Origin of the sequence: Roseovarius aestuarii, from assembly GCF_019966515.1 — a bacterium.
GTDB lineage: Bacteria > Pseudomonadota > Alphaproteobacteria > Rhodobacterales > Rhodobacteraceae > Roseovarius > Roseovarius aestuarii.
This window is the reverse complement of record NZ_JAIMIB010000002.1, coordinates 304,976-326,216: the sequence shown is the minus strand read 5'-3', so window position 1 is coordinate 326,216 and position 21,241 is coordinate 304,976. Positions and strand designations below refer to the sequence as shown.

Sequence of the window (21,241 nt, the reverse complement as noted above, 5' to 3'; positions counted from 1 at the left end):
GGTGGGCACATGAAACTCTATGATTACGAACTGTCGGGGAATTGCTACAAGATCCGGCTGATGTTGAATTTTCTGGGTCGAGAGTACGAGACCCGACCAGTCGATTTCTATCCGGGGCGCGAACATAAGTCCCCCGAACTGATGAAGTTGAACCCATTGGGGCAATTGCCGATCCTGGAAGATGGAGACCTTGTATTGCGGGACGCGCAGGCGATCCTGACCTATCTCGCGCATAAATATGACCCGTCAGGCCAATGGTACCCTGTGTCCGACCCGGATCGGTTGGGTCAGGTCGCGCAATGGCTGGCTTTTGCCGACGGGATCACCGCCACCGCCTCGTCTGCACGCCTCCACGACACGCTGTTCTATGAGCTTGACGTCGAGGCCGCCCGTGCAGGCGCGCACCGGTTGTTTCGTGTGCTGGATGAGCATCTATGGTTCGCCGAACAGGAGGGCCAGGATTGGATATGTTCCGGTGATCATCCCACCATCGCCGATTTAGCCTGTTTTCCTTATGTCATTTTGTCCGAAGAGGGCGGTGTTTCACGGCAGGACTACCCAGCCATTCGCCGATGGTGCGACAGAATAAAACGACTGCCAGGGTTTGTCCTGATGTCTGGCGTTTTCCCGACAAGCCAATCCGCAGCGTGACGGCAAACTGTACGCGATGCGCCAAATGTCGCCATCAAGAACGACAGTGCATATGGCAGCTCTGTCCGCATTGCCATCATTTGGAATGAAGGTCTGGCAGCGAAACAGCTAACAAGCAGGTATCATCAATCGTTTCGTTTTGTTTTCCCGAATATCCCACGCTATAGCTCGGGAAACCAACGACAAACGTACGAAGGACAGACCAAATGGCCGATCTTCTGACAGTAGAAAACCTGGGTAACCTGCTGATGCTTTGCTTCTTGCAGGCGGTTCTGGGGTTTGACAACCTGCTCTACATCTCAATCGAAAGCCAACGCGCGCCGGTGGCCCAGCAAAAATCCGTCAGGTACTGGGGGATCATCATCGCCGTTGCCCTGCGGGTTGTGTTGCTTTTCACGATGATCCAACTGATCGACGCGATGGCCGAGCCGTTCTTTGTGTTCAACACCCCCGGTGTGATCGAGGGCGGGGTGAACTTCGCCACCTGCGTCTTCATACTGGGCGGGATTTTCATCATGTACACGGCCGTAAAGGAAATCGGTCACATGCTCACGATCGAGCATCTGGACACCGATGTCTCATCGAAATCCGGCAAATCGGCCACGCAGGTCGTGTTTCTGATCGTGCTGATGAACCTGATCTTCTCGTTCGATTCCGTCCTGTCCGCGCTAGCGATCACAGATGTCTTCCCGGTGCTCGCGATCGCGATCATCCTGTCGGGCCTCGCCATGCTGCTGCTGGCCGACGGCGTCACGCGGTTTCTTGAAAAGAACCGCATGTACGAGGTGCTGGGCCTTTTCATCCTGCTGATTGTCGGCGTCGTACTTCTGGGCGAGGCCGGACAGGCCGCGGCCCACGCCATGCATGACGATACGCTGGCGCTGAAATTCTTCGGCTACGAAGTGGTGCCGATGTCCAAGACGACCTTCTATTTCTCGGTCGTCGTGCTGGTCGCGGTCGAGGTCATCCAGTCGGGCTATTCCCGCAAGCTAAATGCCGAACGCCGCACATCCGCCCATCATTGAGCCTGATGCTGCAGGGTGGGTATCGCTCACCCTGCACTCACGCTCATCGAACAGAATTTATTGGGCGGAAACGCATTGGCGGGTATGGCCTAATGAGCGGACATTGCGCCTTTGAAGTGCTGAGCCGAGCGATCGCCAGACCGCGGGGTGACGAGCAAACCTTTGTGGAATGCGCTTTATCCCAGCCAAGTCATTGCATGCTAAGAACGTTGCGCAACCTCTCCAAATCGCCAGCCTTTGCGAGCGGTCTGGCGATCGCGCGGCGGCCTGCGGCCTTGGTTCCGCGCTGGCCATAAACTCGAACGGTCACGCAAGGCCAAATTGGTGAACTCGCTGCGACCAGGACCGAACCGCTAACGCTCGATCCGCGCCAGAGCCAAGCCGATCCCCGCCCCCAGAAACAGCGTGCCGGTCAACCGGTTCCGCCATCGGCCCAACCGCCAGAGCAGGGGCCGGGCCGCCCGGGCCGAGATGACCCAACACATATCCCCCAAGAATATCACGCTCAGATAGATCACCGCCGGCATCAACAAGACGAACCCACCCTCAGCCCCGGGGCTCACGAATTGCGGCAAAAAGGCTGCCGAAAAGATCAAGGTCTTGGGGTTGATCGCCGCCAGCAGCAACCCTTGCCAGAAGACGCGGCCAAGTGGTGCGTCAGTGGCAGCGGCGTCAGACATCTCGGCCGTTTCCTCGCGCCACGTGGTGTATCCGAGGTAAAGGAGATAAAGCACGCCGATCCACTTGAGCCAGGTCAGCGCCTCGCCCGCCAGTTGCAGCACCAGCACAAGCCCCAGCACCACCGCCGCCAGTTGCACACCGACCCCAATCGTGGTGCCGAGCACGGTAATCGCCCCGTGGCGCGACCCATATCGCAGGGTATTGGCGACAAAAAGCGCCACATTAGGGCCGGGGATGGCGACCAGCACCGCCGTCGCCGCGATCAAGGCAAAAACCAGTGATTGATCCATGACACTCCCTCCTGAAACGCTGCTACATTACGCCCTTCAATCTGGTACGGTGAAGCATTAACATATCAAATCCCGCAATAAATGTGCCCAACTTACCCGTAAGACCACGGTAGTTGATGGAAAAACACCTGCGCCCGGCACGCATCCCGTCATCCGCAATGAGCCGCGCACACGAAACTTCCCCCTAGTATGCGGTGACCGCATCCCCTAGATTTGTCTTGAAAGAGGACACCGGGGAACTCCATGACCGAAACAGGACTGCAAAAGCTTGCATTTTTCCTGCTTGTGCTGCTGATCCTCTACGTCTCGGTTTCGGGGGGCGTGTAGCATGGCGCAGCGCTATGGCGGTAAATATAGCCCCGATGGCTCGGATGGGACAGGACCCGACAGTGGTCCGGACCGCGGCAGCTTTCTGGGCGCCCGCCGCACCCGTGCCGGGGGCCGCGTCAACCTGTTGTTTCTGGCCCCCCTGCCTCTGATCTGGTCGGCTTTCGGTAACGGGCCTGCCGCCCTTGCATTGAACCTTGCGGCCCTTGGCCTGTTGCTTCTGGCCGCCTGGATGACACGAGAGGGTATTTTGGCGCAGGAAGCTTATGAGGCGCGCAAAATCGCCCGCCGCCCAGGTTTCCCCCGCAAGATGGCCGGTTCCCTGCTGACCGGGCTGGGCCTGGCCGTGGCCGGGTTCGCCGCCAGCGGCGGCCTTGTCGCACCGGTTGTCTACGGCGTGATCGGAACCTTGCTGCATAGCTTTGCCTTTGGCCTCGATCCGATGAAAGACAAGGGGCTTGAAGGCGTCGATCAGTTTCAAACCGACCGGGTGGCGCGGGCCGTGGAAAAGGCCGAAACCCATCTGGCCGCCATGTCCGACGCGATCATTCGCGCAGGCGACCGGCAGGCAGAAGCCCGGGTCGAGCGGTTTCAGACCAGCGTGCGGGATATGCTGCGCACGGTCGAAAACGACCCGCGCGATCTGACATCGGCGCGCAAATACATGGGCATCTATCTGGTGGGTGCCCGTGACGCGACGGTCAAATTCGCCGATATCTATGCCCGCTCCCGCGATGCCGGAGCCCGGTCGGATTACCTGACGTTGCTGACCGACCTGGAAGAGAATTTCGCGGCCAAGACCCAAAAACTGCTGGCCGATAATCATACTGATCTTGAGGTCGAAATCAGTGTTCTGCGCGACCGACTGCAACGCGAGGGCATTCGCCCCGACGCACAGCCGACACATCCGAATGAATAAAGTGAGGGGAAAGCAATGACCGACACTATCCGCCAAAGGGCCGAAGCAGCACTAGCCGAAGTTGAACAGGTAAGCGCCGTCGTTCTGGCTGAGCCTACCGATGCCAATGCTATCGTGCCCCTGAAAGACGCCGACAAACCGGTGGGTGCCGAAATCACCAAGCGGATGGCCGAGATCGACATGAGCGATACCCAGTCCATCGTCTCTTTCGGATCGAATGCGCAGGCGGAGTTGCAGGAAATCTCGCAATCCATGCTGCAAGGCGTGCGCAACAAGGATGTGGGTCCCGCGGGCGACTCCTTGCGCGGGATCGTCAGCACCATTCGCGGCTTTTCCGTCTCGGAGCTGGATGTCCGCCGCAAACGCAGCTGGTGGGAAACGCTGCTGGGCAAGGCCGCGCCCTTTGCCCAGTTCACCGCCCGGTTCGAGACGGTACAAAACCAGATCGACAAGATCACCGAAGATCTGCTGAGCCACGAGCACACGCTGCTCAAGGACATCAAGTCGCTTGATATCCTCTATGATAAAACCCTGAATTTTTACGACGAACTGGCGCTTTACATTGCCGCTGGCGAAGAAAAACTCAGCATTCTGGACGAAACCGACATCCCCGCAGCCGAAGCCGAGGTCGAAAAAGCGCCGGAAGGCGATCAGGTGATGAAAGCCCAGGAATTACGCGACCTGCGTGCCGCGCGTGACGATCTGGAACGCCGGGTGCACGATCTGAAACTGACGCGGCAAGTCACCATGCAATCTCTGCCCTCGATCCGGCTGGTGCAGGAAAATGACAAATCTCTGGTGACCAAGATCAACTCGACGCTGGTCAACACCGTGCCGCTGTGGGAAACCCAACTGGCGCAGGCGGTGACGATTCAGCGGTCGGCCGAAGCGGCCTCGGCCGTACGGGACGCCAACGACCTGACCAACGAGCTTTTGACCGCCAACGCCAAAAATCTGCGCGAATCGAACAAGGTCATCCGCGAGGAAATGGAACGCGGTGTCTTTGACATCGAGGCGGTCAAACAAGCCAATGCCGACCTGATCGGCACCATTGAGGAAAGCCTTGCTATCGCCGACGAGGGCAAGGCCCGGCGCGCCGCCGCCGAGGAGGAATTGAAGAAGATGGAAGCAGAACTGCGCGACACGCTTGCCGCGGCGAAATCGCGACGCGATGGCGTGGGCGATAACGCAGGCACAGCAGTACCCGGAGCCTGAACCCCCGGTGGATTGGCGCACGGCATTCTCTCGGTCGTTTATGGGCCTGGGGCTTCTGGCCCTCGGCGCCTGCACGCTTGCGCCCTTTGAACCAACCGCCAAACCCCGCGCCCGCCCGGTCGGCCTTGCCGCCAAGCCTGTGCCGCTGAAGCCATCGGCGGAAAGCCTGGCGCTTGCGCGTTTCTACGGACGCATGCAGGCGGACCTGCTGACCCAAGGACTGCTACGTACCGGCGGCGGCGGCGTCGACACGCCTTACAGTGACAGAGACCTGGCCCGAAATTTTGAACGGATTGCGTTTTTCGACGAATATGCGCGCGATCAGGGCCTGAAAAAATCCGATGGTATCTCTGGGCGATTGCGCAAATGGAAAGGCCCGGTACGCATCGGCGTCGAATTCGGCGCCTCGGTGCCAAGAGAACAGCAGGCGGTCGACCGGCTTCAGATCGCCAAATATGCCAGCCGACTGGCACGCATAACCGGCCATCCGATCAGCGCAAACAGCCGCACCCCCAATTTCCACGTGTTCATCATGAGTGAGGATGATCGCCAGTTCGCCCGCCAGCGCGCGGCCCAGATCATCCCATCGATCAGCCCGGCTTCGCTTGATTTCTTCAGCGACCTGCCGCGGTCGATCCTCTGTTTCGTGATCACCGCCGGGTCGGAACAGGATTACGAATACACCCGCGCCATCGCCTTCATTCGCGCTGAGCACCCGCCACTGATGCGGCAATCCTGCGTGCACGAGGAACTGGCGCAGGGGCTGGGCCTTGCCAATGACAGCCCTTCGGCGCGGCCGTCAATCTTCAACGATGACGACGAGTTCGCGCTGCTGACCACCCATGACGAAGAGCTGCTGCGCCTGCTCTACAACCCCGCCCTGCGCCCCGGCATGACCGCCGACGAGGCCCGCCCGGTCTTTCGCCGCCTGATCGCGGCCCGGCATGGCGGGCCAAGCTGATGATAAAGGAGACCTGAGAGATGGGTATTTTCGATTTTCTGACCGGTGAGTTCATCGACGTCATCCACTGGACCGACGACACCCGTGATACCATGGTCTGGCGGTTCGAGCGCGAGGGGCATGAGATCAAATATGGGGCCAAGCTCACAGTACGCGAGGGTCAGGCTGCGGTGTTTGTGCACGAGGGGCAGTTGGCCGATGTCTTCACGCCCGGGCTTTACATGTTAGAGACCAACAACATGCCGATCCTGACGACGCTGAACCACTGGGATCACGGGTTCAAAAGCCCGTTCAAGTCCGAGATTTATTTCGTCAACACCACCCGGTTCAATGATCTTAAATGGGGTACCAAGAACCCGATCATGCTGCGCGATCCAGAATTCGGCCCGACCCGTCTGCGCTCCTACGGCACTTACACGGTCCGCGTCAGCGACCCAGCGAAATTCCTGTCCGAAATCGTCGGCACCGATGGCGAGTTCACCATGGACGAGATCAGCTATCAGATCCGCAACATCATCGTGCAGGAGTTTTCCCGCGTTATCGCTTCCTCGGGGATACCGGTGCTCGACATGGCCGCCAACACCGCCGATCTGGGCAAGCTGGTCGCCACCGCGATCAGCGGCACCATTGCTGATTATGGTCTGACGCTGCCCGAGCTTTACATCGAAAACATCTCGCTGCCCCCGGCGGTCGAGGCGGCGCTGGACAAACGCACGTCGTCGGGCATTGCCGGTGATCTGGGCCGTTTCACTGAATATTCTGCCGCCGAGGCGATGACCGAGGCCGCGCGCAACCCGAATGGTGGCGGCATGGGCGCCGGGCTTGGTATGGGGATGGGCATGGCAATGGCACAGGCCGGCATGCAACAAGGCCCCTGGGGGGCGCGCGCTGCCGCACCTCCACCGCCGCCACCGGTCGAACATGTCTGGCATATCGCCGAAAGCGGCCAGACCCACGGGCCCTATTCGAAGGCCGCCCTGGGTCGCATGGCGAGCGAGGGCAAATTGACACGCGACACACATGTCTGGACCGCCGGGCAGGATGGCTGGCAACGGGCCGAAGATGTGCAGGAGCTTGCACAGCTTTTCACCGTGATGCCGCCCCCGCCACCGGGCGCGTGACCGTCGGGCCTGCGCCTCGTGGTGCCACCGGATCAACATAAAAATCGGTCCGGCGGCTGAAACCAATTCTCCGTGACCTACGTATCTGAAACATGTTCCAGCGCCTGAAAAAACGTCTTCCCCACCGCCGCACCGCGCTCAAGTGGTTGCATTGGACGATGTTGGTACTACTGATCTGGTTCGTCTTCGTGACCCCCTCGTTCATCCTGCAATTCGGCCAGGGCGCATTTCAGTTCCATTCGGTGCTGGGGCTGATCTTCGTCACGCTCTCCCTTCTCTGGACTGCGGATTATCTGCGCCGTGGCCTCGCCAGCCGCCCAGGGCCGAAACTGCCGCCCTGGGCGCGGAAAACGCACCGCATTCTGCATCTCACCCTTATCTGGGGGCTGTTCGGGGTGGCACTTACCGGGTTCTTCCTGGGCCTCACCTCGGCGGTACTGCTCAAGGCAGGTGGTTTCGTGCCTGTCGCCCCGCCGATGGACATGCCGCAATCAAACAGCATCATCGGCCAGATCCATATCTACGAGTTCTACCTGCTGGCGGCGATCGCGATCGTCCACGCGGGCTTTCACATCTGGCGCCATGTCAAACTGCGTGACAATGCGCTTCGAATCATGGTGCCCCGCGCGCTTCACCGATATCTCTGAGACATGAGCGATACCGCCCCTCTTCAGGAACACCGCTTTCCCTGTGACAATTGCGGGTCAGATTTCCGCTTTGATCCCGGCGCCGGGCAACTGACCTGCGACCATTGCGGCAACACCGCCGAGATCGAACATGCCACGCCGTGGAACGCACCTATCCGCGAACTGGACCTGCGCGCAGCCCTCAGCCAGCAACTTCCCGATGAAGAGATCGAGGAAACCCGCGTTCTCCAATGCCCCAATTGCGCCGCACAGGTCGAATTCGATGCCGACACTCATGCCACCGAATGCCCGTTCTGCGCCACGCCCGTGGTCACGGATACAGGCACCCACCGGCATATCAAACCCCGCGGGCTGCTGCCCTTTGCGTTGGAAGAACGAACGGCCCGCAAGGCAATGACGGATTGGCTGGGCAGTCTTTGGTTTGCCCCCACCGGCTTGCAGGAATATGCCCGCAAGGGACGCAAGATGCAGGGCATTTACGTGCCCTACTGGACCTTCGATGCCGACACGAAATCAAGCTATCAGGGTGAACGCGGCACGGTTTATCACGAAACCCGCACTGTCATGCGCGACGGCAAGCGCCAGAATGTGCGCGTCGCCAAGGTACGGTGGCGCGCCGTCCGGGGCCGCGTGGCGCGGCTCTTCGACGATGTGCTGGTGCTGGCTGCGCGGTCGCTGCCGAAACGCTTTACTGATGCGCTGGAACCCTGGGATCTGGCCGCGCTGGAGCCCTACCGCCCCGAATACCTCGCTGGGTTCCGGGCCGAGGGTTACACCGTCGAGCTGGAAGACGGCTTTACCGAGGCGCGCCGCCACATGGACCGCGTGATCGCAAGGGATGTGAAATTCGACATCGGCGGCGACCGGCAACGCATCCACGACATCCAGACAGAAATCGGCGACGTGACCTTCAAACACATCCTGCTGCCGGTCTGGCTGGCAGCCTACAAGTACCGGGGCAAGACCTATCGTTTCGTCGTCAATGGCCGAACCGGGCGCGTACAGGGCGAACGCCCCTATTCGGCCATCAAGATCGCCATCGCGGTTGTAATCGGCGCGATCGTCGCGGGTACCGTCGGGTATTTCATTGCACTCAATCAGGGCGCGCTGTGACATGGGAAAAGATTTTGACACGCTCCGCGACGTGCTTCACGCGCGCTATAGTTGCCGCGCCTTCCGCTCTGACCCGGTCCCGGACGCAACCATCAAACAGATCGTGACCGCCGCCGGGCGTGCGCCGTCATGGTGCAACGCCCAACCCTGGCAAGCGACCGTGACACGCGGACAGGAAACCGAACGGTTTCGCGAGGCGTTGCTGAAAACCGCCAGTGAAAAACCGGACCCGGATCTTGCCTGGCCCAGCTCCTATCCGGGTGCCACGGGCGAGCGTCGCCGAACCTGTGGCTTTCAGCTTTACGAGGCTGTTGGTATCGCCCGCGACGATCGCGCCGCGCGTAACCAACAAAGCCTTGAAAACTTCCGCCTGTTCGGCGCGCCGCATGTCGCGATCATCAGTTCGGAATCCGATCTCGGGGCCTATGGCGCGCTCGATTGCGGTGGCTTCGTCACCGCCTTCTCTCTGGCGGCGACTGCCCTCGGGCTGGCAACGATCCCGCAAGCGTCGGTTGCGGCCTATCCGCAAATGATCCGCGACCATTTCGACCTGCCCAAGTCTCGGCTGATCCTTTGCGCCATCTCCTTCGGCTATGCCGATCCGGACCATCCCGCCAACAACTTCCGGACCGAACGGGCCGGGCTTGATGAAATCTACGACCCGCGCGGCTGATCCCGGCTAACCTTTGGTGATCTGCACCTTCCTTGCTTCGGGTAATTCAGGCGCGCTTTTCGGCACCGAAATCGACAGCACACCGTCTTTCAGGCTGGCCGCTATCTTGTCGCCCTCGGCATCCGCTGGCAGACGGAAACTGCGGCTGAAAGACCCGAACTGGCGTTCGGAAAAGAACCAGGTGTCGCCCTTCTCTTCGCGCTCAGATTGTTTTTTGCCTTTGATGGAGACCACGCCGTCATGTACTGAAAGCTCGATATCCTCTTCTTTGACACCCGGCAGTTCCACGGAAATCCGGTACGCCTTGTCGTCCGAAGAGGCATCCGATGCCGGCGCCAGCCAATCAGCCACACGGGCCCCGAAATTCCGGAACGGCTCGTAAAAGGCTGGCCACAAACCAGCGGTATGAGATTTTTCAACCATCGTCAGAAATCCTTTCCTTGGTGATGGGAAGAGTCTAGCAATTGGCGGCGATGGCGTCGTTGACACGCGTCAAAATCCGAACTCCGGTGTGCGATCGCGAGCCCCACGGAAAGACAGAAAAGAGGTTCCCATGCGTGCCCTGCTACAACGAGTTTCCCACGCGTCCGTCACGGTCGATGGCGCGAGGGTCGGCCAGACCGGGCCAGGCCTGTTGATCCTGATCTGCGCAATGCAGGGCGATGGCGAGCCGCAGGCGGATCAACTGGCGGCCAAGATCGCCAAGCTGCGGATCTTCAAGGATGAGGGCGGCAAGATGAACCTCTCGGTGCGCGACATCGACGGCGGCGCCCTGGTGGTCAGCCAGTTCACCCTTGCCGCTGATACCTCACGCGGCAACCGGCCCGGATTTTCAGCGGCAGCCAGCCCCGAGGACGGCAATCGGCTCTATGAATATTTCGCCGCACAGCTGGCAGCACAGGGCGTGCCCGTCGAGACCGGTGCATTCGGCGCGGACATGAAGGTAGAGCTGCTGAATGACGGTCCGGTGACGATCTGGATGGAGGCGTAGCAGATTTCCACCATATTTCTGATCAGGCCTTGCGAAACGTCAGGTAATGCGGCGTGCGGCCTTCGCGCAGGGCTTTCTGCTCGTACCGGGTGGAAACCCAGTCATCCCAAGGGGTTCGCCAGTCTTCCGGGCGTTCGGCAAGCCAGTCGAACCCGTGACGGGGCACTTCGACCAGTGTCTGGCGGACATAATCCGGGATATCCGTCGCCACGCGGAAAATAGCACCCGGCTTCAACACCCGCGAAAGCGGTTCCAGATGTTCAGACGTCACGAAACGGCGGCGATGATGACGTTTTTTCGGCCAGGGGTCGGGATAAAGCAGAAACGCCCGCGAGATCGAATTCTCGCGCAGGACATCGAACATGTTACGGACGTCACCGGGGTAAACTGCTATATTTTGCGCCTTGGACTCGCGTATCTTGCCCAAAAGCATGGCCACGCCGTTGATGTAGGGCTCACAGCCAATGATACCGATACCGGGGTTTGCCACCGCCTGATGCACCATGTGTTCGCCGCCGCCAAACCCGATCTCAAGCCAGATATCGCGATCTCCGAAATACGCCTCCAGATCAATAGGTTGCCGGTCCGGGTTAACGTCCCACCCCACCGCGCCGGGAGAGAACTTGCCGAGGTCTTCATCAAGAAACGCTTCCTGCGACTTGCGCAAGCCCTTGCCTTTGAAACGGCCATAGAAATTGCGCCACGGGGCGCCGGAAGGGTGTCTGTCGTTGTTCATGGGCTGTCACATGCCCCAAGACGTGCCCGGGCTGCAATCCCCAAACATCCGAGAACCCATCATTCCGGCAATACCGGCCCGGCATTTGCATTCTGAATAAAAACCATCATCCAAGATAGTCGCGCAAAGCAGGCGGCGGGTTGTCCAGCAACTCGGCAGTGGCCATCGGCGCATGTGCCACCCCGTCGGCGACCAGCAGCGCCTGCGCGGCGATGCGGCGGGCATCTTCAGGCTCGTGACTGACCATCAGCAGCGTAGTCCCGGTCTCGGATACCAGTTCGGCGACCAGATCCAACATCTCGGCCTTGAGCGCGGGGCCAAGGGCCGCGAAAGGTTCATCAAGCAGCAGACAGGCGCGTTGCTGAACCAGAACCCGCGCCAGCGCGACGCGGCTTTGCTGTCCGCCAGACAGTTCCGCTGGTTTGCGCGCGCCCTTATCAGCCAACCCGACCCGCGAAAGCGCAGATTGGACCTGCTCGTGCTCGGACGGTGTGAGCCGGCCGTTTGGTCGCAAGCCCAGACCGACATTCTGCGTGGCGGTAAGATGCGGAAAAAGGTTACCGTCCTGAAATAGCATCGCGACAGGGCGTTTGCCGGGGGGCAGGTCGGTAAGGTCCTGACCCTGCCACAAGATATGCCCCCGGCGCAGATCGCGAAACCCGGCGATCGCCTCAAGCAGCGTGGATTTACCCGCACCCGAGGGGCCGATCACGGCGACGCTGCTGCCCGGCGCAACAGTCAGATCAGCCGCCAGCGTGAAATCGCCAGTGGCGATGATGATATCCTCAAGCTTCAGCATGCCAGCGGCCTCCGCGATCAAACATCCAGAATGCGCCCATCGACAAGATTAGAAGCAAAAGCGCCGCCCCGGCAGCAGCCTGCATCTGATAGGCACCCATCAGGCGGTAAAGCTGCAGCGGCAAGGTGGCAATCTCGGCATCGGCAAAAAGCGCGATCACGCCCAGATCTCCCATCGAGAGCGCCGCCGTAAGCCCGGCGGCAAAGCCGATCTGCGGCCGCATCCGGGGCAAGAGGATGCGTGTGAAGAACGCCCGCTCCCCCATATCAAGTGACAGCGCCAGTCGCCCATAGCGACCCACCGACTGACGCGCAGCTGGCACAAGGATGCGTAGGGCAAAGGGTAACGCCATGACTGCATTGACCGTGGCCGTCACCGGCAAGGCCAGCGCGGTCGGATCAACCATCGGGCGGATCAGGATAAAAAGCCCGGTGCCGATGACCAGTGGCGAGGCCGCAAGACCAAGGATGCCCGTAATCTCGACAATGCCGTAACGACCAGTGGCGATCGCCGTCGCCATTGGCAGGGCCAGTGCCAAAAGCAGCGCCGTGCTGGCCGCAGCGACAACAATTGAAACCAGCGCGGCTTGAAAGACCTGTATCGGCAGGTGCATCAACCCGCCCAGCCCTGAGATCATCACCGACGCCAGCGGGAGCATCAGAAAGGCACCGGCGAGCACGATCCAGCAGCCATCACCCAGACGTGCCGCCCGCCCCGTCCCGTCCCATCGGCGGATCGCGCGATCAAGCCCGCTGCCAAACCCATCCCCGCGTGAAAGCCGGAGCGCTACAAAGGCCGCCGTGGCGGTCAGCACCAGCTGCAACCCCGACAGAAGTGCCGCGCGGCCGAGGTCGAAATCATAGGTAAAGGCCTGATAGATCGCGAGTTCGATTGTCGTCGCGCGCGGACCACCGCCCAGGGTAAGTGCGACGGCAAAACTGGTGAGACAAATAGCAAAAATCACCGCCAACGCGCCAGGCACGACCCGTTTCAGCATTGGGGCTTCGATCAGATGAAACAAGGCAAACCCTTCACAGCGCAGCTGTGCCGCAAGGCGAAAGCGCTCAGATGGAACCTCTTGCCAGCCTTGCAGGATAAGTCGGGTGGCCAGCGGCAGGTTAAAAAAGACATGCGCCAGCACAACGCCGTGCAACCCGTAGATCTGGACTGGCGGCAGCCCGATTAACCCAAGCAGATCCGACACCCATCCGGCGCGGCCAAAGACCTGCAAAAGCCCGAGGATAGCGACGATCACCGGCAGGATAAACGGTGCGCCCAGAAGGGCGATCAGCAGACGGCGGCCGGTGAAGCGGCGCCGAGCCAACGCACGGGCAACCGGAATGGCAAGCGCCACGCTAAGACCTGCGGAGAGCGCCGCCTGGCTAAGGGTAAAGCGCAGCGCGGACCAGTCAGCGGGACCAAACCCGCGCGTGGCCTCGGCGCGCAGGGCGACGGCGGCCAGCGTGCCAAGGATCAGAGCGGCAACAAGAGCAGCCGCGCTGATCCCGGGCCAAGGGTTTACTGGCTGAGCGCGCCCAGCCATTCGCTCAGGGCTTCTTCGCGGGCGCCTGCAGCCTCGTCAGCAGGCAGGTACAGCGATTTCTCGGGCGCGATCAGCGTGTCGAACCCGTCAGGCAGGCCGCTGGCGGGGGTGACAGCCGGGTACATCCAGTTGGTGGTGGGGATGATCGACTGAAAGGCGTCGGAGACCATGAAGTTTAGGAACTGATCGGCAAGCGCGTTCTGGTCGGTAGATTTGAGCTTGGCCGCAACCTCGATCTGCATGTAATGGCCTTCGTCAAAAAGCGCCGCGGCCTTGCTGGCATCTTCCTCGGCGATCAGGTGATAGGCGGGCGAGGTGGTGTAGCTGAGCACCATGTCGGCCTCCCCTTCAAGGAAAAGCCCGTACGCCTCAGACCAGCCTTTAGTGACGGTCACGATATTGTCCGAAAGCCCCTCCCAGATCGCCGGTGTTTCATCGCCATAAGCCGCCTTGACCCACATCAGCAGGCCCAGACCAGGTGTCGAGGAGCGCGGATCCTGAATGAGGATCTTGGTGTCGCTTTCAGCCAGATCCCGGAAATTGCTGGGTACAGTAGTTTCGGCGTTATGAACAAAGGCAAAATAGCCCCAGTCGTAGGGTAAAAAAGTGGTGTCGGTCCACTCGATCGGCAGCGTGTAATCAGCGCTGATCGAATGCGGAGCGAAAAGGCCGGTTTCCATGGCTGCGGCGATCAGGTTGGTGTCGAGGCCGAGCACGATGTCGGCATCGGAGTTTTCACCCTCAAGCCGGATGCGCGACAGCAGCGCGGCGCCGTCCTCGACCCCCACGAGGTTCAGATCACAGCCACAGGTTGCCTCGAACGCCTGTTCGACCTGCGGCCCGGGGCCCCAGTCCGAAACGAAGCTGTCATAGGTATAGACGGTCAGTTCTGGCTTGTCGGCGGCAATGGCCGATGTTGCACTCAGAATTCCCGCAGCGAAAAGCAGATGTTTCATGTCATCCTCCAATTGGCTCGCGAGAGGGTAAGGATGGATGAAACCGCTTGCCTTCCCTCCGCCGGTTCTAGCCGGTTCAGGTTCAACGGGTTCGCCAATCAGGCATCTCAGCGCGGTCGCCCACGCACCCCGAGGTAGGGCCGGTGATAGGAGGGTTTCCACGTGAGTACAACCGAAATTCTTAGGCACCGGATGGTGATCCCGTCAGCGTCAAAGATCGTCGCCACCACCCCGGAGCAGCGTGCAACCAGTCGAAAGGCTTGATAATCCCGGTGCCTGAAGGGGGGATCGCACCAAGCTGCCTATAGAGATCAAGGCGCCAAGCCAGAAACCGGTCAACGCTTCCGGACGCCGCCGCCTTGCCGATATCGCAAGCCGCTCGCTTGCCGCCGATGTCGAAAGGTATTCCCTGCGGGTCGGGATGTTCTGAATGTATGGAATATGCGCGCGAAATGTCTTTTGTCACTACATACCATTCGGAATTGACGTTGCGAGCTTAGCGAAAATCGAACGCCGCCATGAACCGACCGGGGATCGTTTCGCTTTCTGCCGCGTCGAACAAAATACAGCCCGCCGCCCAGCGCTAAACGCCGAGACAGCACCACCGTCATTGCGTCCAGCCTGTGCATCGGCGTGGCCGTTCAAAAATGCCTTGCCCCAAGCCTATTCTTCATCAATATCAGTGCCGCGCAGCTATATCTGCAAATCGTAGTGGCGCTGACGGCATTCCTTGTCACGCCTGATATAATCGCATCGAAAGAGGAAAAGCCGGCGCAAATCGGGTTCGCCAGCAATGCCTCCTTCCGGCGGCGTAGGAAATAACCGGTTGAAGACACGACCGCATCACACCCTGTGCTGACTGTGGAAATATCTGGCATCGGCTTTCGCAGGAACCGACCAACTAACGCGTTCAACCGAAAACCGGGTGCCGTGCTTTGACGCACATGCACCCGGCTCTCTCGGTCATCCCACTTGTTGTTTACGCCGGTCGGCCCTGCCGTCCGAACCGCGCGTTCTGCTCAGGCTCCTACCGCAACCCGTTGGTCGTCCATCTCGTTGGGCTCGGGATCACGCAGCACATAGCCCCGTCCCCAAACCGTTTCGATGTAGTTATCGCCATCCGTCGCCTCGCTCAGCTTCTTGCGTAGCTTGCAGATGAACACATCAATGATTTTCAGTTCCGGCTCGTCCATCCCGCCATAAAGGTGGTTCAGGAACATTTCCTTGGTCAGGGTCGTGCCCTTGCGCAGGCTCAGAAGCTCCAGCATCTGGTATTCCTTGCCGGTCAGATGCACGGTTTTGTTGTCCACATCCACCGTCTTGGCATCCAGGTTGACGTTGATTTTGCCGGTCCTGATGACCGATTGCGAATGGCCCTTCGAGCGGCGGATGATCGCATGGATACGCGCCACCAGTTCCTCGCGGTGGAACGGTTTGGTCAGGTAATCATCGGCGCCGAAGCCGAAGCCCTTGATCTTGCTCTCGGTATCATCAGCCCCACTGAGGATCAGGATCGGTGTCTCGATCCGTGCCAGCCGCAATTGTCGCAGCACGTCATGGCCATTCATATCCGGCAGCCCCAGATCCAGCAGGATCAGATCGTAGTCATAGAGCTTTGCGAGATCGATGCCTTCTTCCCCCAGATCCGTCGTATAGACGTTCAGGTTGGCATGGGTCAGCATCAGCTCGATGCTTTTCGAGGTTGTCGGATCATCTTCGACCAAAAGCACGCGCATATGTTCTCTCCGTTAAATCTTGGTTGTCTAACCAGACACTGGCCAAAATTGGTTAACCACAGGTTACCGATGTGGAACATAATGCGAATTCTACCTAAGGTTGTCTATCATTTTTCACCGAAGTGACTTTCAGACCCTCCTCGCCATGGGCATTGACGGCAGAAATCCACTCATGGAATTCCTCACGACTCAACCCGTAACGGGACAGCGCATCGGATTGCTCGATCAGCCCGTAGGCCACCCCGCGCACCACCGCGAGCTTACGCGACGCCACCCAGCGGCGCGTATTCTCCGGCGGCAGATCCGCCAGCGTCATGATCTGCCCATCCGGCAGTGTAACCGCCCTTGGTCCGTCGATTTTTTTCAGATACATCTCTCTCACCCTTCTCTGAATGCTGGCAATTTGGACGCAGGCACTTAACACACGGTGAAACGAGGCCTTGAGAGTAGTTAGGATTTTCCTATATTCCGCAACAAATCCACCGGAGCCGCCCCATGCCTCTCGACCAGTCGCTGAACTCACTTGGCTTTGCCAAGCCGCCCGCCGAAACGCGGGTTGTCGTCGCCATGTCAGGCGGCGTCGACAGCTCCGTCGTGGCGGCGCAGCTGGCAGAGGAAGGCTATGACGTGATCGGCGTGACGCTGCAGCTTTACGATCATGGCGCGGCGCTGGCCAAGAAAGGCGCCTGCTGCGCCGGTATCGACATTCACGACGCGCGCCGCGTGGCCGAAGAGATGGGCTTTCCCCATTACGTGCTGGATTACGAGAACATCTTCAAGGACGCGGTGATCGACGAGTTTGCCGACAGCTATCTCGCGGGCGCGACCCCGGTGCCCTGCATCCGCTGCAACGAGCGGGTAAAGTTCAAAGACCTGCTGGAAACCGCCCGCGACCTTGAGGCTGACTGCATGGCCACCGGCCATTATATCCAGCGCAAGACCGGTGCAAACGGTCCGGAACTGCATTGCGCTGCCGATGCCGCGCGGGACCAGAGCTATTTCCTTTTTTCGACGACACCGGAACAACTTGACTATCTGCGCTTTCCCTTGGGCCACCTGCCTTCCAAGGCGGCCACCCGCGAGTTGGCCTCGAAATACGGGCTTAGCGTTGCCGACAAGCCTGACAGTCAGGACATCTGCTTCGTGCCGGATGGGAATTATGCCAGCGTGATCGAAAAACTCCGCCCCGGCGCTGCGGAACCGGGCGAGATTGTCGATATCGACGGGAATGTACTGGGCCAGCACACCGGCGTGATCCATTACACGATCGGCCAGCGGCGAGGCCTCGGCATCGGCGGCCTCGCCGGTCCGCTCTACGTGGTAAAGCTCGATGTCGACGAGAAACAAGTGATCGTTGGCCCCAAGGACATGCTCGCCACCCGCAGCGTGCCAGTGCGCGAGATTAACTGGCTGGGCGACACCGCATTGACAGATCAGGACGAATGGCACGTCTCGGTCAAGGTCCGCTCCACCCGCCCCCCGCGCGAAGCCATCATCCGCCCGCTCAGTGCAACCGAAGCCGAAGTGGAACTGCTGACACCGGAAGAAGGTGTTTCACCGGGTCAGGCTTGCGTGTTCTACGAGACCGGCAGCAGCCGTATCCTCGGCGGCGGCTGGATCTGGAAAGGCCACGCCACCTGACCGGCTATGCCCGGTATATCCATAGAAAGACAACGCTGCCCACCACTTCCCAACACTACGCTGAATTGACGCCCCACCTCCGGGGCAGACGGCCCGAGGAGAAGGCCGGAGGCCGACGACGAGATATTCAGCGTGCGCGCAAGCGCACTCAATCTGGTAACAGCTACCCGTTCAGAGCCTGATCCAGATCAGCAATCAGGTCGTCAACGTCCTCGATCCCGATCGACAGGCGCAGCAGATTTTCCGGAATGCCGGTATCCGACTCGACAGTGTGGCGATGCTCGATCAGGCTTTCGACGCCACCAAGCGAGGTGGCACGGTGAAAAAGCTCCAGTCGCCCGGCCACCGCCAGCGCCACCTCGCGACCACCGCGGATCAGCACTGACATCAGATACCCGCAGCCCCCCGTCATCTGCTGTGTGGCGATGTCATGCCCCGGATGGCTCTGCAGGCCGGGATAGAAAACATCTTCAACGCCCGGATGCCGCTGCAAAAACGCCGCAACTGCCTGCGCGCTGGCACACATCCGTTCAAGCCGCAACGGCAGGGTTCGCATACCGCGCAGCAGCAGCCAGGCCTCAAATGGCCCGAGGATCGCCCCCGCATCATGGCGGTCGGCTGTGATCGCCTGCCACACCGCGCTGTCCGCATCAGCGCAGGACAATACCCCGGCCAGTACATCCGTATGGCCGTTAATCGCCTTGGTCGCCGAATGCATCACCATGTCCGCGCCCAAGGCCAGCGGATGCATTAAGACCGGTGTAGCGGCCGTGGCATCCACCGCCAGCAAGGCACCGGCCTGCCGTGCCAGCGCCGCTGCGGCCGCGATATCGACCACCCTCAGCCACGGGTTCGATGGCACTTCAATCCAGACAAGATCGGCGGGCTCGGCGCAGGCCGCCGTCAGCTCTGCAAGGTCTGTTGCCTCCACCTCGGTCAGCGCGACCCCGCGCCGGGCACAGAAATCACGGATCCAGGCGGTCGCGCCCCAGTAGATGCCCGACTGCACCACCACGCGCCCACCATTGGGGATGGTTCGAAAAAGCGCCGCAATCGCTGCCATGCCGCTGGGGAAAAGCCGCGTCGCCGCAGCGCCTTCAAGCTGACGCAACACCTCTTCCGCCTGACGCACTGTATCGTTCTGGTCGCGACCATACTGGTTGTCGTCGCGTATCAACGCATTGTCAGACCCGCGCATATAGGTCGTGGCCAGATGTATGCCCGGTACAACCCCGGCGCTTGCCGCATCCGTGCTGCCCGCCGCCCGGGCCGCGATCGTGGCGGGTTTCAGTTTCTTGAATGCCATGATGCCCTCTCAGCGATGAAACAGCTGCCCGGGGCCCCAGCCCCTGGCTTCGATCCCGGCCAGTTTCAGCAGGTGCCAGATCAATGCCAGGTTCGAACTGATGACCGGCACGCCCAGCTCGTCCTCAGCCTGATCGATCACCTCGAAAGTGCCCAGATTGGTGCAGCTTGCAAAAACCGCCTCGACTCCATCCGCGCGCCCGGCTTCCAGCATGGCCTCAAGCGACGAGCGTTGCGATATCCGTGCGACCCTGCGGTCATCATCGACACCAAAACTGATCTCATGCGCAGTCTCGATACCGTGATCCGCCAGAAATTTTCGCATGGGTGCCGCCACATCGGGCGCATAGGGCGTCACCAGCCCGATCCGGCCGGCCTTGAGCGCGCCCAGTGCGGCGATCACCGCGCTGATCGGATTGGTCACCGGTCTTCCCGGCTGTACGCTTTGCACCTCGCGCTCGACAATCTCCGGCCCGATCAGAACCGACGCCGATGTGCAGCCATAGGCAATGGCACTCAGTTCTTTTGGCAGCAACGCTGCGATCTCGGGCATCCGTGCCTGCATCGCCTTCAGCGAGGTTGGCGTGACATGAGGATGCGATTCGATCCGGGCATGCATCATGTTGATGCAGCGCCCTTCCAGCACCTGCCGCGCTTCATATTCCAGCGTTTCATCGGTGCTCAGCACGATCATGCCCAGCCTGAGGCCACAACCCGCACCGTCGTCAAACACCACATCCCTCATCACGCGATCCTTTCCGTTGCGCCCGGTTGGCTGAGAATGCCCCCCGATACCGCGGCCCGTACGCCCGTCGTTCCAGAGCAGGAGGTCGGCAGCCCTCTCAATACCCGCACCGCCAGATGCGCAAACGCCTGCGCTTCCAGCATGTCGCCATCAAGCCCCACGGCTTCAACCGGATCTACCGGCACATCAAGCGCCGTCTGAAGCATCTCCATCAGTACCGGGTTATGCCGACCGCCGCCGGTGACCAGAAGGCGCGCAGGCGCCACCGGGCAATGTTCCAGCCCCTTGAGCACGGCAGTAGCGCTCATGGCGGTGAGCGTCGCCACCGCATCTGCATCCTCCAGATTGCTCACCGTTTCGGTCATGTCAGCGAACGAGTCTCGGTCCAGGGATTTGGGTGGTATCCGCGTGAAATACTTATGTTCCAGAAAACGCTCCAACGCGCCTTGTGCTACCTTGCCCTGCCGCGCCAGCATACCATCCCGGTCAAACCCCTCGCCCCGCCGGGCCATCATCAGATCGTTTATCGGCGCATTAGCGGGCCCGGTGTCAAAGGCCAGCAGCGCACCGTCGTCCCCGGGGCGGGCCTTGCGCGGATCCACCCATGTCAGGTTGCCGACACCGCCAAGATTGAGAAACGCCAGCGGCACCTTGGCTCCGATCCAGCGGGCACAGGCGAAATGAAAGAACGGCGCAAGCGGCGCGCCCTCGCCGCCCAACTCCATATCCGCGCTGCGGAAGTCCCAGACCACCGGCAGGTGCAACCTCTCCGCCAACGCCGCGCCGTCGCCCACCTGATGGGTGCCGCGCCCGTGCGGCTCATGCGCCAGCGTCTGGCCGTGAAACCCCACCAGTTCCGCACCTTCAAAGCCCGACAAAACCTCTGCATGGGCCTGCTGCACGATCCGTGTCGCCGCCACCACATCGTCACCGGGCCAGCGCCCGAGGGCCGCTTTCAACACGCTCTGTTCGTCGGGGGAATAGGCGCGGTAGGTGCTGTCGCCAAAGCCGTAAATCACCTCGCCATCGGTCTCGACCATCGCCGCATCGACCCCGTCCAGAGACGTGCCCGACATCGCGCCCAACGCCCAGATGCGTCCAGCCTTCAACATGGCCTTTTCCTTCGCCAATTCCCTCCCTATACATGCCCGGCAAATCAGCAGCGG

The 21,241-nt window shown here is 60.7% G+C and carries 23 protein-coding genes and 1 riboswitch; of the genes, 11 read left to right on the top strand and 12 right to left on the bottom strand.

The features are described from left to right. The first annotated feature begins 9 nt into the window (after positions 1-9). Both LC334_RS04755 and LC334_RS04750 read left to right on the top strand, forming a co-directional pair. Complete coding sequence (locus tag LC334_RS04755; RefSeq protein ID WP_085799090.1) at positions 10-651, top strand: glutathione S-transferase family protein; 642 nt, start codon at positions 10-12, stop codon at positions 649-651. 206 nt (positions 652-857) lie between these two features. Continuing rightward, positions 858-1,676, top strand: a complete 819-nt coding sequence (locus LC334_RS04750; RefSeq protein ID WP_085799089.1) for a TerC family protein — start codon at positions 858-860, stop codon at positions 1,674-1,676. Between the two features lie 353 nt (positions 1,677-2,029). On the opposite strand, the gene LC334_RS04745 is transcribed toward LC334_RS04750, so the two are convergent. After that, positions 2,030-2,647: a LysE family translocator gene (locus tag LC334_RS04745; protein WP_085799088.1), complete on the bottom strand. Its 618-nt coding sequence runs from the start codon at positions 2,645-2,647 to the stop codon at positions 2,030-2,032. A 328-nt stretch (positions 2,648-2,975) separates the two neighbouring features. Between LC334_RS04745 and LC334_RS04740 the strand changes: the two genes are divergently transcribed. From LC334_RS04740 to LC334_RS04710, 7 genes are all read left to right on the top strand, one after another. Next, positions 2,976-3,893: a 5-bromo-4-chloroindolyl phosphate hydrolysis family protein gene (locus LC334_RS04740; protein ID WP_085799087.1), complete on the top strand. Its 918-nt coding sequence runs from the start codon at positions 2,976-2,978 to the stop codon at positions 3,891-3,893. A gap of 15 nt (positions 3,894-3,908) precedes the next feature. Then, the gene (locus LC334_RS04735) at positions 3,909-5,108 is read left to right on the top strand and encodes a toxic anion resistance protein (protein WP_085799086.1); all 1,200 of its coding nucleotides are present in this window, start codon (positions 3,909-3,911) and stop codon (positions 5,106-5,108) included. A gap of 40 nt (positions 5,109-5,148) precedes the next feature. Continuing rightward, the gene (locus LC334_RS04730; RefSeq protein WP_085799085.1) at positions 5,149-6,069 is read left to right on the top strand and encodes a DUF2927 domain-containing protein; all 921 of its coding nucleotides are present in this window, start codon (positions 5,149-5,151) and stop codon (positions 6,067-6,069) included. 20 nt (positions 6,070-6,089) lie between these two features. Beyond that, positions 6,090-7,190 (top strand): SPFH domain-containing protein, encoded by a 1,101-nt coding sequence (locus LC334_RS04725; RefSeq protein ID WP_085799084.1) that lies wholly within the window; start codon positions 6,090-6,092, stop codon positions 7,188-7,190. A gap of 92 nt (positions 7,191-7,282) precedes the next feature. Further along, positions 7,283-7,837, top strand: a complete 555-nt coding sequence (locus tag LC334_RS04720; protein ID WP_085799083.1) for a cytochrome b/b6 domain-containing protein — start codon at positions 7,283-7,285, stop codon at positions 7,835-7,837. A gap of 3 nt (positions 7,838-7,840) precedes the next feature. Next, the gene (locus LC334_RS04715) at positions 7,841-8,950 is read left to right on the top strand and encodes a TFIIB-type zinc finger domain-containing protein (RefSeq protein ID WP_085799082.1); all 1,110 of its coding nucleotides are present in this window, start codon (positions 7,841-7,843) and stop codon (positions 8,948-8,950) included. Position 8,951: 1 nt separating this feature from the next. Then, complete coding sequence (locus tag LC334_RS04710) at positions 8,952-9,623, top strand: nitroreductase (protein ID WP_085799081.1); 672 nt, start codon at positions 8,952-8,954, stop codon at positions 9,621-9,623. 6 nt (positions 9,624-9,629) lie between these two features. Here the strand turns inward: LC334_RS04710 and LC334_RS04705 are convergent, their stop codons facing one another. After that, on the bottom strand, positions 9,630-10,046 hold the full coding sequence (locus LC334_RS04705; protein WP_085799080.1) for an Hsp20/alpha crystallin family protein: 417 nt from the start codon (positions 10,044-10,046) through the stop codon (positions 9,630-9,632). A 130-nt stretch (positions 10,047-10,176) separates the two neighbouring features. Here LC334_RS04705 and dtd point away from each other — a divergent pair, with 130 nt between their 5' ends. Further along, a complete protein-coding gene (gene dtd, locus LC334_RS04700; protein WP_085799079.1) occupies positions 10,177-10,614 on the top strand; it encodes a D-aminoacyl-tRNA deacylase in 438 nt (145 codons plus the stop codon). Positions 10,615-10,636: 22 nt separating this feature from the next. Here the strand turns inward: dtd and trmB are convergent, their stop codons facing one another. From trmB to sciP, 7 genes are all read right to left on the bottom strand, one after another. Next, positions 10,637-11,350 carry a tRNA (guanine(46)-N(7))-methyltransferase TrmB gene (trmB, locus tag LC334_RS04695; protein WP_085799078.1) on the bottom strand — a complete coding sequence of 238 codons (714 nt, stop codon included), beginning with the start codon at positions 11,348-11,350 and terminating at the stop codon, positions 10,637-10,639. Between the two features lie 106 nt (positions 11,351-11,456). Next, entirely contained in the window at positions 11,457-12,149 is a 693-nt protein-coding gene (locus LC334_RS04690) for a thiamine ABC transporter ATP-binding protein (protein ID WP_085799077.1), read from the bottom strand. Next, on the bottom strand, positions 12,136-13,692 hold the full coding sequence (locus tag LC334_RS04685) for a thiamine/thiamine pyrophosphate ABC transporter permease ThiP (RefSeq protein ID WP_085799076.1): 1,557 nt from the start codon (positions 13,690-13,692) through the stop codon (positions 12,136-12,138). Before LC334_RS04685 ends, LC334_RS04690 begins: the two co-directional genes overlap by 14 nt. After that, on the bottom strand, positions 13,668-14,648 hold the full coding sequence (gene thiB / locus LC334_RS04680; RefSeq protein WP_085799179.1) for a thiamine ABC transporter substrate binding subunit: 981 nt from the start codon (positions 14,646-14,648) through the stop codon (positions 13,668-13,670). Before thiB ends, LC334_RS04685 begins: the two co-directional genes overlap by 25 nt. 36 nt (positions 14,649-14,684) lie before the next feature. Continuing rightward, positions 14,685-14,790: riboswitch (TPP riboswitch) on the bottom strand. A gap of 39 nt (positions 14,791-14,829) precedes the next feature. Next, positions 14,830-15,114 carry a hypothetical protein gene (locus LC334_RS04675; RefSeq protein WP_223412882.1) on the bottom strand — a complete coding sequence of 95 codons (285 nt, stop codon included), beginning with the start codon at positions 15,112-15,114 and terminating at the stop codon, positions 14,830-14,832. Positions 15,115-15,667: 553 nt separating this feature from the next. Further along, positions 15,668-16,384, bottom strand: a complete 717-nt coding sequence (gene ctrA / locus LC334_RS04670; protein ID WP_085799074.1) for a response regulator transcription factor CtrA — start codon at positions 16,382-16,384, stop codon at positions 15,668-15,670. Between the two features lie 94 nt (positions 16,385-16,478). After that, on the bottom strand, positions 16,479-16,757 hold the full coding sequence (gene sciP, locus LC334_RS04665; protein ID WP_085799073.1) for a CtrA inhibitor SciP: 279 nt from the start codon (positions 16,755-16,757) through the stop codon (positions 16,479-16,481). A 122-nt stretch (positions 16,758-16,879) separates the two neighbouring features. Between sciP and mnmA the strand changes: the two genes are divergently transcribed. Continuing rightward, a complete protein-coding gene (gene mnmA, locus LC334_RS04660; protein ID WP_085799072.1) occupies positions 16,880-18,025 on the top strand; it encodes a tRNA 2-thiouridine(34) synthase MnmA in 1,146 nt (381 codons plus the stop codon). A gap of 163 nt (positions 18,026-18,188) precedes the next feature. Here the strand turns inward: mnmA and LC334_RS04655 are convergent, their stop codons facing one another. The 3 genes from LC334_RS04655 to LC334_RS04645 are packed head-to-tail and all read right to left on the bottom strand — an operon-like array spanning position 18,189 to position 21,187. After that, the gene (locus tag LC334_RS04655; RefSeq protein ID WP_085799071.1) at positions 18,189-19,331 is read right to left on the bottom strand and encodes a trans-sulfuration enzyme family protein; all 1,143 of its coding nucleotides are present in this window, start codon (positions 19,329-19,331) and stop codon (positions 18,189-18,191) included. 9 nt (positions 19,332-19,340) lie between these two features. Beyond that, a complete protein-coding gene (locus LC334_RS04650; RefSeq protein ID WP_085799070.1) occupies positions 19,341-20,075 on the bottom strand; it encodes a maleate cis-trans isomerase family protein in 735 nt (244 codons plus the stop codon). Next, positions 20,075-21,187, bottom strand: a complete 1,113-nt coding sequence (locus LC334_RS04645) for an anhydro-N-acetylmuramic acid kinase (RefSeq protein ID WP_085799178.1) — start codon at positions 21,185-21,187, stop codon at positions 20,075-20,077. The genes LC334_RS04650 and LC334_RS04645 overlap by 1 nt, the downstream gene beginning before the upstream one ends. Positions 21,188-21,241 lie beyond the last annotated feature (54 nt).